Source organism: Paenibacillus pasadenensis (assembly GCF_002864175.1).
GTDB lineage: Bacteria > Bacillota > Bacilli > Paenibacillales > Paenibacillaceae > Paenibacillus_O > Paenibacillus_O pasadenensis.
Genome location: NZ_NFEZ01000002.1, coordinates 90,290 through 104,762, shown reverse-complemented (window position 1 = coordinate 104,762; position 14,473 = coordinate 90,290). Strand labels below are relative to the sequence as shown.

At 64.9% G+C, this 14,473-nt stretch carries 11 protein-coding genes and 2 pseudogenes; 12 read left to right on the top strand and 1 reads right to left on the bottom strand.

Features of this window, described 5'->3' with window-relative positions:
- The first annotated feature begins 197 nt into the window (after positions 1-197).
- The 6 genes from B8V81_RS03610 to fumC all read left to right on the top strand — a co-directional run bounded on the left by B8V81_RS03610 (position 198) and on the right by fumC (position 8,048).
- A complete protein-coding gene (locus B8V81_RS03610; protein ID WP_240478995.1) occupies positions 198-3,812 on the top strand; it encodes a chemotaxis protein CheB in 3,615 nt (1,204 codons plus the stop codon).
- A gap of 370 nt (positions 3,813-4,182) precedes the next feature.
- Positions 4,183-4,383: a hypothetical protein gene (locus B8V81_RS03605; protein WP_028598582.1), complete on the top strand. Its 201-nt coding sequence runs from the start codon at positions 4,183-4,185 to the stop codon at positions 4,381-4,383.
- A 169-nt stretch (positions 4,384-4,552) separates the two neighbouring features.
- Positions 4,553-4,741 carry a hypothetical protein gene (locus tag B8V81_RS03600; protein WP_028598583.1) on the top strand — a complete coding sequence of 63 codons (189 nt, stop codon included), beginning with the start codon at positions 4,553-4,555 and terminating at the stop codon, positions 4,739-4,741.
- A 114-nt stretch (positions 4,742-4,855) separates the two neighbouring features.
- The gene (gene map / locus B8V81_RS03595) at positions 4,856-5,632 is read left to right on the top strand and encodes a type I methionyl aminopeptidase (RefSeq protein WP_028598584.1); all 777 of its coding nucleotides are present in this window, start codon (positions 4,856-4,858) and stop codon (positions 5,630-5,632) included.
- A gap of 245 nt (positions 5,633-5,877) precedes the next feature.
- Positions 5,878-6,549 (top strand): bifunctional 2-keto-4-hydroxyglutarate aldolase/2-keto-3-deoxy-6-phosphogluconate aldolase, encoded by a 672-nt coding sequence (locus B8V81_RS03590; protein WP_101807747.1) that lies wholly within the window; start codon positions 5,878-5,880, stop codon positions 6,547-6,549.
- Between the two features lie 110 nt (positions 6,550-6,659).
- On the top strand, positions 6,660-8,048 hold the full coding sequence (gene fumC, locus B8V81_RS03585) for a class II fumarate hydratase (protein WP_101807746.1): 1,389 nt from the start codon (positions 6,660-6,662) through the stop codon (positions 8,046-8,048).
- A gap of 124 nt (positions 8,049-8,172) precedes the next feature.
- Here the strand turns inward: fumC and B8V81_RS03580 are convergent, their stop codons facing one another.
- Positions 8,173-8,550 carry a potassium channel family protein gene (locus tag B8V81_RS03580; protein ID WP_101807774.1) on the bottom strand — a complete coding sequence of 126 codons (378 nt, stop codon included), beginning with the start codon at positions 8,548-8,550 and terminating at the stop codon, positions 8,173-8,175.
- 971 nt (positions 8,551-9,521) lie between these two features.
- Between B8V81_RS03580 and B8V81_RS26225 the strand changes: the two are divergent.
- The 6 genes and pseudogenes from B8V81_RS26225 to B8V81_RS03560 form a co-directional block, all read left to right on the top strand.
- Positions 9,522-10,358 (top strand): annotated as a pseudogene (locus tag B8V81_RS26225) (ATP-binding cassette domain-containing protein); the annotation flags it as partial.
- 195 nt (positions 10,359-10,553) lie between these two features.
- Positions 10,554-10,868: pseudogene (locus tag B8V81_RS26220) on the top strand (ATP-binding cassette domain-containing protein); the annotation flags it as partial.
- Positions 10,869-11,297: 429 nt separating this feature from the next.
- Positions 11,298-11,540, top strand: a complete 243-nt coding sequence (locus B8V81_RS26215; protein WP_425320481.1) for an ABC transporter C-terminal domain-containing protein — start codon at positions 11,298-11,300, stop codon at positions 11,538-11,540.
- Positions 11,541-11,546: 6 nt separating this feature from the next.
- A complete protein-coding gene (locus B8V81_RS03570; RefSeq protein WP_101807744.1) occupies positions 11,547-12,197 on the top strand; it encodes a fumarylacetoacetate hydrolase family protein in 651 nt (216 codons plus the stop codon).
- Between the two features lie 234 nt (positions 12,198-12,431).
- Positions 12,432-13,022, top strand: a complete 591-nt coding sequence (locus tag B8V81_RS03565) for a ribonuclease H-like YkuK family protein (RefSeq protein WP_101807773.1) — start codon at positions 12,432-12,434, stop codon at positions 13,020-13,022.
- Between the two features lie 262 nt (positions 13,023-13,284).
- The gene (locus tag B8V81_RS03560; protein ID WP_101807743.1) at positions 13,285-14,463 is read left to right on the top strand and encodes a YhgE/Pip domain-containing protein; all 1,179 of its coding nucleotides are present in this window, start codon (positions 13,285-13,287) and stop codon (positions 14,461-14,463) included.
- The last annotated feature ends 10 nt before the right edge of the window (positions 14,464-14,473 follow it).

The window sequence follows — 14,473 nt, the reverse complement described above, 5'->3', positions numbered from 1 at the left end:
GCGATCCTCGGAGGGAGTCGCCGCCTCCAGCGCAAATAAAGACGAAAAAACCCGGCTTATAGCGAAAGATAGGTTCTCTTTTATTATTGGAGGAAATGGAAAGGAAAAGGAGAATAGTATCCCTTCTGCAAGTGTTTCCGAGGAAAGCGAGAAAAGGGGACAACCAGCTGCAGAACGGGAACGAGGAGGGACAGCCAGTGTCGCGTAACAACCCCGAGCCGGCTCAGGAAGCAACGATGGCGAAGTTCGGCGAACCGGTCCGCGTCGTAGGCATCGGAGCCTCGGCGGGAGGGCTCGAAGGCCTCAAAAGCTTCTTTCAGCATACGAGCGCCGAAAGCGGACTCGCTTTCGCGGTCATCCAGCATCTGTCGCCTGACCATAAGAGCCTGATGAATGAAATTCTGTCTCTGTACACGCCGATGGCCATCCATGTGGTGAGGGACGGCATGGAGGTGGAGCCCAATACGATCTATCTGATCCCTCCGCGCAAGACGATGACGCTGCGCAGGGGCCGGCTGTGGCTGGCGGAGCCCCATCCCGACGAGATCCATTATCCGATCGACCACTTCTTCTACTCGCTGGCGTCCGACGCCGCCTCGCAAGCGATCGCGGTCGTGCTGTCCGGCACGGGCACGGACGGGACGCGCGGCATCTCCACGGTCAAGCGGGCGGGGGGCATCGTGTTCGCCCAGAGCGGCGAGACGGCCAAATTCGACGGCATGCCCCGCAGCGCGATCGAGACGGGCTATGTGGACTACGTGCTCGCGCCGGAGAAGATTGCGGCGAAGCTCCGCATGCCGCAGTCGCTCATTCCGAGCGTGACGCATGTGCTCTCCTCGTGCAGCGGCGACGGGGACAAGTCCGAGGCCGCGGTCGCCCTCATCCTGGAAAAGGTGCGGGAGCGGACGAACATCGACTTCAGCTTTTACAAACGGAACAGCCTGCTGCGCCGCATGGAGAAGCGGATGGCGGAAAAAAGCTGCTCCTCGCTCGAGGCCTATGCCGAGTACATCCAGGAGGAGCCGGACGAGATCTACGAGCTGCGCCAGGATCTCCTCATCCATGTGACGCATTTCTTCCGCGATCCGGAGGCGTTCCAGATCATCCGGGACACGGTGCTGCCCAAGCTGCTGCGGCAGAAGAGCGAGGCCGCCGCGCCGGAGCTGCGCGTCTGGACGGCCGGCTGCTCGACCGGGGAAGAGGCCTATTCCATCGCCATGCTCGTCTCGGAGGCGCTCGCCGCGGAAGGACTGGCGGACCGGATCGCCGTCCGGATCTTCGCCACGGACGTGGACAAGCAGTCGATCGACTATGCCAATCACGGCGTCTATCCGCTGACCATCGAGTCCACCGTCGGCAAGGAGCGGCTGGCCCGCTTTTTCGTCCGGCACGGCGATACATACCAGGTGACGCGCGAGCTGCGCCGCATGATCGTGTTCGCTCCCCATAATCTGACCAAGGATCCGCCGTTCAGCAACCTCGACCTCATCGCCTGCCGCAACATGCTCATCTACCTGCAGCCGGAAGTCCAGCAGAAGGTGCTCTCCCTGTTCCATTTCGCGCTGGGGGCGGGAGGCTATCTGTTCCTGGGGCCGAGCGAGACGATGGGCAGGCTCGACCATCTGTTCGAGACGACGAGCGGCAAGTGGAACATCTTCAAGCAGAAGATGCGGCCGCGCAAGCTGACGGCGGCTGCGCAGCTGCTGCTCGAGGGCGGCCGCAGCCTGCACGGGGGAGCGGACGGACGGGAACGCCGGCGGGCGTCGATGACGTCGGACTTCCAGGAGAGCCAGCGCCAGAACCAGTTCTACAGCACGTACGTCAACGAGCATATGCTGCCCTCGCTGCTCGTCGACGAGCAGCTGGAGGTGCAGCATGTGACGGGCAGCATCCAGCCGTTCCTCTCGCCGGCCGAGGGCAAGCCGTCCTGGAACCTGCACAAGATCCTCGATCCGGCGCTCGCGATCTCGATCGTGACGGCGCTGCAGCAGATTCGCCTGGACCGCGTCCAGGAGGTGCGCTTCCGCGATCTCGTCATCCAGACGCCGCAAGGGCAGGAGCGCGTGCATGTCGTCGTCCGGCCGTTCACCCGTTCGGTCTCGGCGTTCAGCACGTACAGCCTCGTCGTCTTCCAAAAGTCGGACGAGCAGGATCGGGAGGACGTCAAGCAGATCGATCTGGACGAGAGCGTCCGCCGGCAGATGGTGTGGCTCGAGCAGCAGCTGCGGATGACCGAGGAGAAGCTGCAGACGGCGATCGAGGAGCTGGAGGCGTCCAACGAGGAGCTGCAGAGCACCAACGAGGAGCTGATCGCCTCGAACGAGGAGCTGCAGAGCACGAACGAGGAGCTGCAGGCGGTCAACGAGGAGCTCGTCACGATAAACTCCGAGTACCAGTTCAAGATCCAGGAGCTGACCGAGCTCAACAACGACATGGACCTGTTCCTCGTCAGCACGAAGATCGGCACGATCTTCCTCGATACGCAGTTCTGCATCCGGCGCTTCACGCCGGCGGTGACCAAGGAGATCAACCTGCTCGACGTCGACATCGGGCGGCCGTTCCACCATATCTCGCATCAGTTCTACTACGACGGCTTCATCGAGGACGCCTCCCGCGTGCTGCAGTCGCTGCGCTCGCTGGAGAAGGAGATCAAGAGCCGGGGCGGCAAATGGTACAAGATGCGCATGATGCCGTACCGGACGCTGGAGCATCTGACCAAGGGCGTCATCATCACGCTCGTCGACATCACCGAGCTCAAGGAGATGAACGAGGAGCTGCTGCGCCTCTCCTACGCAGTCGAGCAGAGCCCGAGCCTGATGGTCATCTCCGATCTCGGGGGCAAGGTCGTCTACGCCAACAGCCCGTACCTGGATCTGGCCCTGGACACGCCGGAGGGGGTGCAGGGACGCCATCTGGAGCAGCTGGACGACTGGCAGGCGAGCGGCGCGGCGTTCTCGGACATCTGGAGGCGGCTGCAGGAGGGCGAAGTATGGGAGGGCGAGCTCGCCGGCCTCCGCACCGACGGGGAAATCTACTGGGAGCAGGCGAAGTTCCTCCCGATCGTCAAGCGCGGCGAGGTCATCCACTACATGAAGCTGTCCGAGAACATTACCGACCGCAAGGAGACGGAGGAGATGCTGCGCAAGTCGGAGATGCTCGGAGCGGTCGGCCAGCTCGCCGCGGGCATCGCGCACGAGATCCGCAATCCGCTCACCTCGCTCAAGGGCTTTACGAAGCTGATGCAGGAGGACAACCGCCGCAACTATATTTCGATCATGGCGATGGAGCTCGAGCGGATCGAGCAGATCGTCAGCGAGCTGCTCGTGCTGTCCAAGCCGCAAGCGGTCGATTTCCATGCCGTCTCGCTCGGCGCGGTGCTGCGCGACGTCATCATGCTCATCGAGGCGCAGGCGATCATGAACAACGTGCAGCTCGTGCTGGAGCTGCCGGAGGAGGAGCTGTACGTCCTCGGCGTCGCCAACCAGCTCAAGCAGGTGTTCATCAACCTCCTCAAAAACGCCATCGAGGCGATGGGCTCGGGCGGTACGATCCGGGTCGAGACGTCGACCGACAGCGGCATGATCTGGACCCGCGTCGCCGACGAGGGCGGAGGCATCCCGCAGGAGAAGCTGGCCAAGCTCGGCGAGCCGTTCTTCTCGACGAAGGCGAAGGGCACGGGGCTCGGCCTCGTCATGACGTATAAGATTGTCGAGAACCATCACGGCAAGCTCTATTACGAGAGCGAGCTCGGCAAAGGCACGGTCGGCCATGTCGGCCTGCCGCTGCTGCAGGCGGACGAAAGCGTCGGCTGAGACGATCGAACCGCAGGCGGCGCAGCGAAAGCCGCCCGGAAAGCCGCCGCGCGGCGGCGGACAAGACGCCAGGCCGAGGCCGGAGGGAGCGCCCTCCGGTTTTTTTTGGCGTCCGCGCTCATACACTGGGGGTAGCCGCCGGGAGGAGCGGCGAACAAGCTTGATTGAGGAGCGGATATTTCGGGTAATGGGCTGAAAAGCTTGTCCTTTTTCGCCGATACTCCTAAGAAGAACGAGGAATGCCAGCTGCCTGCCGCACAGGGCTCGAACAGGGGGAATGGAAGGAAGCCGCACGGTTGTAAGCGCCTCTTCCGATACGCTATACTTCTCTGGATGGGAGTTATTGGAGAAGCGAAGGGAGGCGGCGCGGATGGTGGTCAAAGGCTGGGTGACAGCGGTTACCCTTGGATTCGGAGTGCTGGTCGCCATCGTCGTCGTGATCGCTTATCTGCGTCTCTACACCCGTCAGCGTCAGGATGGAACCGTCGAGCAGGCCGGAGACGGCCGGCCGCGATCGGGGCCGGACCGTCGGTCCGATCCGAACGATCCGCCGGATCAGGCGGACCAATGATTGGAATTTTATTTCCTATCCGTGCATCAAGTGCTATAATAGTGTGAAAAATAAAAACATTCACTCATCTGCCGTGGAGTGCCTGCAGCGTAGGGGAGCGGCCGGACGCCGCTGTTTTCTCGATTGGGATGTTTCGGACTGACCATCCACTGTAAGAGGAGGAGATTTCATGGCCAAGCACAGCCAGAATGAAGTCAAGGAAAGCCTCAAGGAACTCACGAGAATTTTTCAGCCCAAGGATCCGCGCAAGTTCGTCAAGGACTACATCCGCAAGTATCGCATCACCGGCGGCTATGAGGACGAATTGACCTCTCTGGTGGAGCATGAAATGGGCAGAATGAAGTCTTCCGTCAGCTGATCGGACATGAGATGAACATACCGGCCCGCCCTTCCTTCGCGGAAGGCGCGGGTCTTTTTTTGCGTCTCCCCCGAATAAGATGTAGCAAGCTTTAGGAAGCGGGGGTGGCGCCGGATGGCGGAATGGAAGTCGGAAGAAGAGATCGCCTGCATCCGCAGAGCCGGACAGATCGTGGCCGAATGCCACGAGGCGATCGGGCGGAGGATCGCTCCGGGAGTGACGACGCTGGAGATCGACCGCTTTGTGGAAAGGCTGATGGCCGAGCGCGGGGCGAGGCCGGCGCAAAAAGGCTATTGCGGCTATCCGTTTGCGACATGCGCGTCGGTGAACGAGGTCGTCTGCCACGGGTTCCCGGACTCGATTCCGCTGCAGGAGGGAGATCTCGTCACGATCGACATGGTAGCCGATGTCGACGGCTGGAAAGCCGACTCGGCCTGGACGTACGCGATCGGCCGGCCGCAGCCGGAGGCCGCGCGCCTGATGGAGGCGGCCAGGCGGGCGATGCTGCGCGGCGTCGCCGAATGCCGCGCCGGGCGGAGAATCGGCGACATCGGCGCGGCGATCGTCAAGGAAGCGCGGGCGCATGGCTGCTCGGTCGTCGCGACGTTCGCCGGCCACGGCATCGGCCAGTCGATCCACGAAGCGCCGGAGGTCGGCCACACCGGGCTGGCCGGCAGCGGCGCGCGGCTCGAGCCCGGCATGGTGCTCACCGTCGAGCCGATCCTCGCCGCCGGCGACGGCGCCGTGTGGATCGACCGCGACGGCTGGACGGCGCGGACGCGCGACCGCTCCTGGTCGGCCCAGTTCGAGCATACGGTCGCGGTGACGGAGCAGGGACCGGTCATCCTCACCTGCCTGCAGGGCGCGGCGGGCCATGCGGTTATCCCCTGAATTGTCCACATATGCACAAAAAATACCCCCAGTATCCACAACTGACCTGGGATAAGGGAAAGCTTCTCCTTGCGCGCGCTTCCATGCGGGCAGGAGCGGCTTTTTTGGGCTTGCCTTTCCCCATGTGGACAACTTTTGCGAGCTTTTCGGAAGGAAATGAAGCGCCGGGCTGTGGATAAACGGTTGACGATCGGACGGGACGGATGAGACAATGAATCCGGTTATCATGGGGAGGGAATGGTCGAATGCTGAACAAGTTGAGAGTGACCGCCGCGGTCGCGGAAGCGGGCGTCGTGGCGGTGCTGCGCGCCGACTCCGCCGAGGAGGTCGTCCGCATGGCGCGCCATGCGGTCAAGGGCGGGATCAAGGCGATCGAGATCACGATGACGGTGCCGGGCGCGCTGCGCGCGATCGAGCAGCTGGCCGCGGAGTATTCCAGCAAAGCTGATCCGGCCTCGGACAAGCATGCGATCATCGGCGTCGGCACGGTGCTCGATCCGGAGACGGCGCGCGCGGCGATTCTCGCCGGCGCGGAGTTCGTCGTCGCCCCTGCGTTCAATCCGGACACGATCAAGCTCTGCAACCGCTACGCGGTGCCGATCCTGCCGGGCGCGATGACGATCCACGAAATCCAGAGCGCGCTTGAGCTCGGCGTCGACATCGTCAAGCTGTTCCCCGGCAGCGTCTACGAGCCGAGCGTCATCTCGGCGATCAAAGGGCCGCTGCCGCAGGCGAACGTCATGCCGACCGGCGGCGTGTCGCTCGGCAACCTGCGCGAGTGGGTCAAGGCCGGAGCGGTGGCGGTCGGCATCGGCGGCGACCTGACCAAGGAAGCGGTCAAGACGGGCGATTTCTCCTTGATCGAGCGGCAAGCGGCGGCGTACGTGCAGGCCTATCGCGACGCCAAGGCGCAGTAAGTCCGAAGAAGCGGCTCCCGCGGTGGCGGAGGGCCGCTTTTTCCGTTAAAATGGATAGCGGCAAACCAAACGGAAAGCGGTTCAACGAGTTCAAGGAGGCGGAGAAACGAATGACGGAATATCGGATTGAAAAGGATACGATGGGCGAGATCAAGGTTCCGGCGGACAAGCTGTGGGGCGCGCAGACGCAGCGCAGCCGCGAGAACTTCAAGATCGGCTGGGAGAAGATGCCGCTCGAGATCGTGAAGGCGATGACGATCGTCAAAAAGGCGTCCGCGCAGGCGAACGCCAAGCTCGGCGTGCTGGAGCCGGAAAAGGCCGAGGCGATCTGCCGCGCGTCCGACGAGATCCTCGAGGGCAAGCATGACGAGGAGTTCCCGCTCGTCGTCTGGCAGACGGGCAGCGGCACGCAGACGAACATGAACTGCAACGAGGTCATCGCCCGCCGCGCGAACCAGCTGCTCGAGGCAGCGGGCTCGTCTACGCGCATCCATCCGAACGACGACGTCAACCGCTCCCAGAGCTCCAACGATACGTTCCCGGCAGCGATGCACATCGCGGCCGTCCTCGCCGTGCAGACGCGCCTGCTGCCTGCGCTCGAGACGCTGAAGGCGACGCTGCACGACAAGAGCGTGCAGTTCGACGACATCGTCAAGATCGGCCGCACGCATCTGCAGGACGCGACGCCGATCACGCTCGGCCAGGAGATCAGCGGCTGGGAAGCGATGCTGGAGAAGTCCAGCTGGATGCTGACGAGCAGCACCGATGCGATCCGCGAGCTCGCGCTCGGCGGCACGGCGGTCGGCACGGGCATCAACGCCCACCCGGACTATGCCGTGCAGGTGGCGGCCGAGGTGGCCGAGATTACCGGCCACAACTTCGTCACCGCCTCCAACAAGTTCCACTCGCTCACGTCGCATGACCAAATCGTCTGGGTGCACGGCGCGATCAAGGGCCTCGCGGCCGATCTGATGAAGATCGCCAACGACGTGCGCTGGCTGGCGAGCGGCCCGCGCAGCGGCATCGGCGAGATTACGATTCCCGAGAACGAGCCGGGCAGCTCGATCATGCCGGGCAAGGTCAACCCGACGCAGGCGGAAGCGATCACGATGGTCGCCTGCCAGGTCATGGGCAACGACGCGGCGATCGGCTTCGCGGCCAGCCAGGGCAACTTCGAGCTGAACGTGTTCAAGCCGGTCATCGCCTACAACTTCCTGCAGTCCGTCGTGCTGCTGTCCGACTCGATGCTGTCGTTCAACGAGCACTGCGCCGTCGGCATCGAGCCGAACCGCGAGACGCTGCAGCGCAACCTCGACCAGTCGCTCATGCTGGTGACGGCGCTCAACCCGCATATCGGCTACGAGAACGCCGCCAAGATCGCCAAGCAGGCGCATAAGGACGGCACGACGCTCAAGGAGAGCGCGCTCAAGAGCGGCCTGCTCACCGCCGAGCAGTTCGACGAGTGGGTTCGTCCGGAGAAGATGACCGGCAAGCGCTGAGCAGGCGCAGAAAAGAAGGACGCCAGCGTCCTTGCAGCTCGATGCAGCCCTTGCAGACGCCAAAAAGCTCGCCCCGCGAATGATTCGCGGAGCGAGCTTTTTGCCATGCGAACGTTTCGTCCCGTCAAGCGTCGGGACCGTCTGCCGCCGGCTCGGCCGCGTCCGGGCTCTTGGCCTTGCGGCGGCTGCGCCCGAGGCGGACATGGCTGGCCAGGATGCGGATGAAGCCGAACATGATGCCGATGCCGGCGAACACATAGACGATCGTGAACGCCTTGCCGAAGTCGGTCGCCGGCTCGAGGCTCGAGCCGACTGTCGTGAGCGTCGTCACGCAGAAGTAGAGCGCGTCGATCGTACGCCATCCCTCGACGCCGCGGTAGAACATCGTCCCGGACAGCAGCGTCACGGCGAGGATGAAGAACAGCCCTTGGAACTCCTTGTCCTTGAAGGCATGGAAAAAGGCGGTAAGCAGCCGCTTGCTCGTCACGATAAAGGAAAACATCGATCCCTCCGAAGCCTGGACGGGGCGCGCCCCGCCGGAATGCTCCATAGTGTACCACGCTTTGCGGCGGTCTTCAAAAAAGCGAGGCAGCGGGAAAGAGCGAAGCCGCTGCCGGACGAAGGCCGATCTGCGGCGGACAGAGCTTGGCCGCTGCCGAAGGGAGCCCGGCCGCTGCTGGCGTGCCCCCGGCCGTGAACCGGGCCAACCAAGGCAGAAATGTGCCTTGGATCCGGCGTGACGGCCGGAAGCCGTGCCAACCAAGGCAGAAATGTGCCTTGGATTCGGCGTGACGGCCGGAAGCCGGCCCATCCAAGGCAGAAATGTGCCTTGGATCTGGCGTGACGGCCGTGAAACGGCCCAACCAAGGCAGAAATGTGCCTTGGATCCGGCGTGACGGCCGTGAACCGGCCCAACCAAGGCAGAAATGTGCCTTGGATCCGGCGTGACGGCCGGAAGCCGGCCCAACCAAGGCAGAAATGTGCCTTGGATCCGGCCCGCCGGCCGGAAGCCGTCCCATCCAAGGCAGAAATGTGCCTTGGATCCGGACCGCCGGCCGTGAGCCGGCCCATCCAAGGCAGAAATGTGCCTTGGATCCGGCGTGACGGCCGGAAGCCGTGCCAACCAAGGCATAAATGTGCCTTGGATCCGGCGTGACGGCCGGAAGCCGTGCCAACCAAGGCAGAAATGTGCCTTGGATCCGGCCCGCCGGCCGGAAGCCGGGCCAACCAAGGCAGAAATGTGCCTTGGATCCGGCGTGACGGCCGGAAGCCGGCCCATCCAAGGCATAAATGTGCCTTGGATCCGGCCCGCCGGCCGTGAGCCGGCCCAACCAAGGCAGTGTGCCTTGGATCCGGCCCGCCGGCCGAGGCCGCATGAACGCCTGTCGCCGCCTGTGGTATGATGGGAGGACGAACGTCCGGCCCGTCACGGGCCGGATCCGCGACCACAAGGAATGAGGAAAGAGGACTGCCATGCATCTGTTATCCATCGAGCATCTGACGAAGACATACGGAGAGAAGAAGCTGTTCGAGGACGTCAGCTTCGGCATCTCCGAAGGCGACAAGATCGGCATCATCGGCGTGAACGGCACGGGCAAGTCGACCTTCCTCAAAGCGATCGCCGGCATCGAGCCGGCCGATTCCGGCAAGGTTGTCATCCCGCCGCGCGTAAGCGTGCGCATGCTGCTGCAGAATCCCGAGTTCGATCCGGAGGAGACGGTGCTGGAGCATGTGCTTGGCGGCGATACGCCGCAGCTGCGCGCCGTGCGCGAGCATGCGGCGGCGCTGGAGGGGCTGGAGCTGCATCCGCAGAGCGAGGAGCTGCAGCAGCGGCTGCTGCGGGCGGGTGCGGCGATGGACGAGCTGGACGCCTGGCAGCTCGAGAGCGACGCCCGCACGGCGCTGTCCAAGCTCGGGCTGCGCGATCCCGAGGCCCGGCTCGGCACGCTGTCCGGGGGCCGGCGCAAGCGCGCGGCGATGGCGGCGGCGCTGCTGTCGCCGTCGGACGTGCTCATCCTCGACGAGCCGACCAACCATATCGACAACGAGTCGGTGGCGTGGCTGGAAGGCATGCTCCAGAAGCGGCGCGGCGCGCTGCTCATGGTGACGCATGACCGCTACTTCCTCGACCGCGTGAGCAACCGGGTCGTCGAGCTGGACCGGGGGCGCGCATTTTTCTACACGGCCAACTACAGCCGCTTCCTCGAGCTCAAGCTCGAGCGCGAGGAGCGCGAGGCGTCGAGCGAGGCCAAGCGGCAAAATCTGCTGCGCAACGAGCTCGCCTGGATCCGGCGCGGGGCGAAGGCCCGCTCGACCAAGCAGAAGGCGCGCATCGAGCGCTTCGAGGCGCTGAAGGCGTCCGGGCCGGACAAGACGTCCGGCAAGCTCGACCTGTCCGTCGCCTCGTCGCGGCTCGGCCGCAAGATCGTCGAGCTGGACGGCGTGGCCAAGCGCTACGGCGAGCGGACGCTGATCGCGGACTTCAGCTACATCGCCGTGCCGGAGGACCGCGTCGGCATCATCGGACGCAACGGCAGCGGCAAGTCGACGCTGCTCAAGCTGATCGCCGGCCGCCTGCAGCCGGACGCCGGCGAGGTGGCGATCGGGCCGACGGTGCGGATCGGGTACTTTTCCCAGGAGCATGAGGAGATGGACGAGTCGATGCGCGTCATCGAGTACATCCGCGAGCAGGCCGAGCAGGTGCGCACGGCCGACGGCACGACGATCTCCGCGGGCCAGCTGCTGGAGCGCTTCCTGTTCCCGCCGGCGATGCAGTGGTCGCCGATCGCCAAGCTGTCCGGCGGCGAGAAGCGCCGCCTGCAGCTGCTGCGCATCCTGAGCGGAGCGCCGAACGTGCTGCTGCTCGACGAGCCGACCAACGACCTGGACATCGCCACGCTCGGCGTGCTGGAGGACTACCTGGAGGACTTCCCCGGCGTCGTGCTCGTCGTCTCCCATGACCGCTACTTCCTCGACCGCACCGTCGAGCGCATCTTCGCCTTCGAAGGCGGCGGGACGATCGTCGAGCATACGGGCAACTACTCGGAATACGAGGAGAGCCGCGGCAAAAAAAGCCTCGCCGAGCCGGAGCAAGCCGGCGCGGGCGGACGCGGCGGGGCCGGAGCGGCCCCGGGAGGCAAGGGCGCTTCGGCCGCTGCCGGAGGGGACCGGCCGGCCGGCGGCTCCGCGCCGCCTGGCGAGCCGGCCGACGCCGCAGCCGGGGCGGCCCGCCGCGAGCCGAAGCTGCGCATGTCCTATCAGGAGCAGAAGGACTTCGAAGCGATCGACGGCCGGATCGAGGAGACCGAGGCCAAGCTCGCCCGCGTGCACGAGGAGATGGGCGAGATCGGCAGCGACTCCGTGCGCCTGCAGCGGCTGATGGCCGAGCAGGCGGAGCTGGAGGCGCGGCTCGAGGAGCTGCTGGAGCGCTGGACGTACTTGAACGAGCTGTCCGAGCAGATCGAAGCCCAAAAAACGAAGCCGAGGAGCTGACCCGATATGAGCGAAAAAGAGTTCGACCTGGAATCCGTACGCAACATCTACTGCATCGGCCGCAACTACCGCCTGCACGCCCTGGAGCTCGGCAACGAGGTGCCGAAATCGCCAATGGTGTTCACCAAGCCGACCCACGCGCTCGTCCCGATGGACGGACGCGAGGTCGAGCTGCCGGGTGCGGAAGGAGAGGTGCATTTCGAGCTGGAGATCGTGCTGCGCGCCGGCCGCGACTGGGAGCCGGGGCTGCCGGCGGACGAGCTGTTCGACGCGATGGCGCTCGGGCTCGACCTGACGCTGCGCGACGTGCAGAGCCGGCTCAAGGAGAAGGGCCATCCGTGGCTCGCCGCCAAAGGCTTCCTCGGCTCGTCGCCGCTCGGACCGTGGCGGCCTTATCCGGGCCTTGAGGGACTGAAGGGCGCGGACTTCTCCTTGCTGCGCGGAGCGGAGGTCGCCCAGCTCGGCAATGCCGCGGACATGATCTTCGCGCCGGATGTGCTGGCCGAGCATATCGGCTCCCGCTACGGGCTGCGCCGCGGCGACATCCTCTACACCGGCACGCCGGCCGGCGTGGCGGCGCTGCTCGACGGCGAGACGCTGACCGCGCTTTGGAACGGAGAGCCGGCGGGCTCGCTTCAGGTGAGGCTGCGGCCCTAGGCTTTCCTTGGCCGCTTGCGGACGGGCGGACCTGCCGCCATTCGCTGCCAGGCGGGGGAGCGGCGGCTTCCCTTCTTCGCTGACGAAAAGGCTGCTGAGACAGGCAGCCTTTTTTGCTTTCTCGGCAAAAGTGCGTCCGCCGCCCGCCGAGCCCTCGTTCATAGCCTTCTCCGTCCCCGCATAAGCTGTTCGAGAGGACCCGAGCACCAAAGCAGCAGCGAGGACGGTGAGTTGGTGACGAAGTTCAAACGAAAGCCGGAGGCGCATGACCGGGCCAACCGGCTGCGGTTCCACAACGTCAAGGAGCAGCATCTTTCGGTAGGAGACGTAGCCGACCGGCTGCTGCGCTTTGTCGCGGAGGACCCGCGGGCGAGCTATCACTTCGCGATCGGGACGGACTGCCAGGTGCACCCGAGCCATACGAAATTCATCACCGGGCTCGTGCTGCATCGGGTGGGCCGAGGGGCCTGGGCCTGCTACCGGCCGTACGTGCTCGGCCGCGAGCTGGATTCCATCCGCGAGAAGCTGGCGCTGGAGACGTCGCTGTCGCAGGAGATGGCCGCCCATCTGGAGGAGCTGAGCGTCGTGCCCCGCATGGAGGAGCTGCTGCTGCCGCATCTGTACCAAGGCGCGGAGCTGCGCGCCTTCATCGACATCGACGCCGGCACCGAGCCGTGCCTCAACCCGACCGCGCTGTACGTGCAGGAGATGATCGCCCGCGTGGAGACGATCGGGAGCTACGTGCCGCGCGTCAAGCCGGAGGCTTACTGCGCCTCCAGCTACGCCAACCGCTATACGAAGCGGCCGGCGAAGTTCGTCATGTAGCGCCGCCGGAAGCGGCGGAGCCGTGCTCAAAAGCCGTTTGCGGGCAGCCGCAGACGGCTTTTCGGCATGACGGGGCTTTCGGACTTCCGACCTTTCGGCGTCCGACCTTTCGGGGGCGAAACGCTCCGCCGAGCCGCCATGCCGAAAAGCGTTTTCGCGAAAACGCTTCATAAAAAAGAGTTTGACAACCAAAACAAATCCCCGTAAAGTTGAACCGTTGTTTTAAACAACCGTTTAAATCAAAGGATAGGGGATCGAACGAATGAATCAAGCCTTCAAGGCCTTTCTGCAAAGGCCGACGACAAAAGCGGGCATCGCCACGGCGCTGCTCATGCAAGTGGTGTTCTCCATCATCTGGATGACCGGATACAGCGGCGTGAACGATCGGATCGGCCAGCTGGCGATCGCCGTCGTGAGCGAGGATCGTCAAGCGGGCGACCAGCTGGCGCAGCAGCTCGTGCAGCAGCTGCCGTTCCGCATGGAGCAGTCGGACAGCCTGGCGGCGGCGAGGCGGGAGCTCGACGAGCGCGAGGTGCAGATGGTCGTGCACATTCCGGCGGACTTCACGGCGAGCGTGTCGGATCCGCAGGGCAAGGCTTCGCTGCACTACTTGCTCAACGAGTCCAACCCGGTCATGATCAAAAACGTGATGAGCTCGGTCGCGGCGCAAATTACGGCCGAGGCCAATGGCCGCGCCGCCGCGCAGGGCATCCAGGGCGCGCTGGCCGCGCAGGGCATGCCGCAGGAAGCGGCGGCGGCCGCCGCCGGCAGCCTCGCGCAGCGGGTCGAGGCCCAGCTGGAGTCGCTGCATGCCGTGGACGGCATGAACAACCAGATGGTGCCGATGATGCTCGTGCTGGCGTCCTGGGTCGGAGCGATGATCATGGCGCTGAATTTCTTCCAGTCCGGCATGGCCGTCGCCCATTCGACGACGAAATGGCAGCGCTTCGGGGTGCAGGCGTCGCTGACGGTCGTCATCGCCTTCGTCGTCTCGCTCGTCTCGGCAGGGCTGCTGGCCGCGCTGGGCGGCCAGATGGAGAGCGGCTTCCTGAGCGTCTGGCTGTTCATGCTGCTCATCCTGCTCAGCTTCATGTTCGTGTCGCAGATGGTGCTGCAGGTGCTCGGCATGGCCGGCATGTTCCTCAACATCATCCTGCTGTCGATGCAGCTGGTGAGCTCCGGAGCGATGCTGCCGCGCGAGCTGCTGCCGTCGTTCTACCATGGCATCGGCGAGTGGCTGCCGGCTACGCGCGCCGTCGAAGGCATGATGAATCTGCTATTCGGCGGCTCGTCGACCGGTCCGGACGTGCTGGCGCTGGCGCTGACCGGCGCGGGGGCGCTGCTCGTCAGCGTGGCGGCCGTCGCGCTCAAGAAGGCCGGAGCTCCGGCGCAGCGCGCCGCTTCGCAGCCGGCGCTGCAGCCGGAGCCGTCGGCCCGCTGAGCGGGAACAG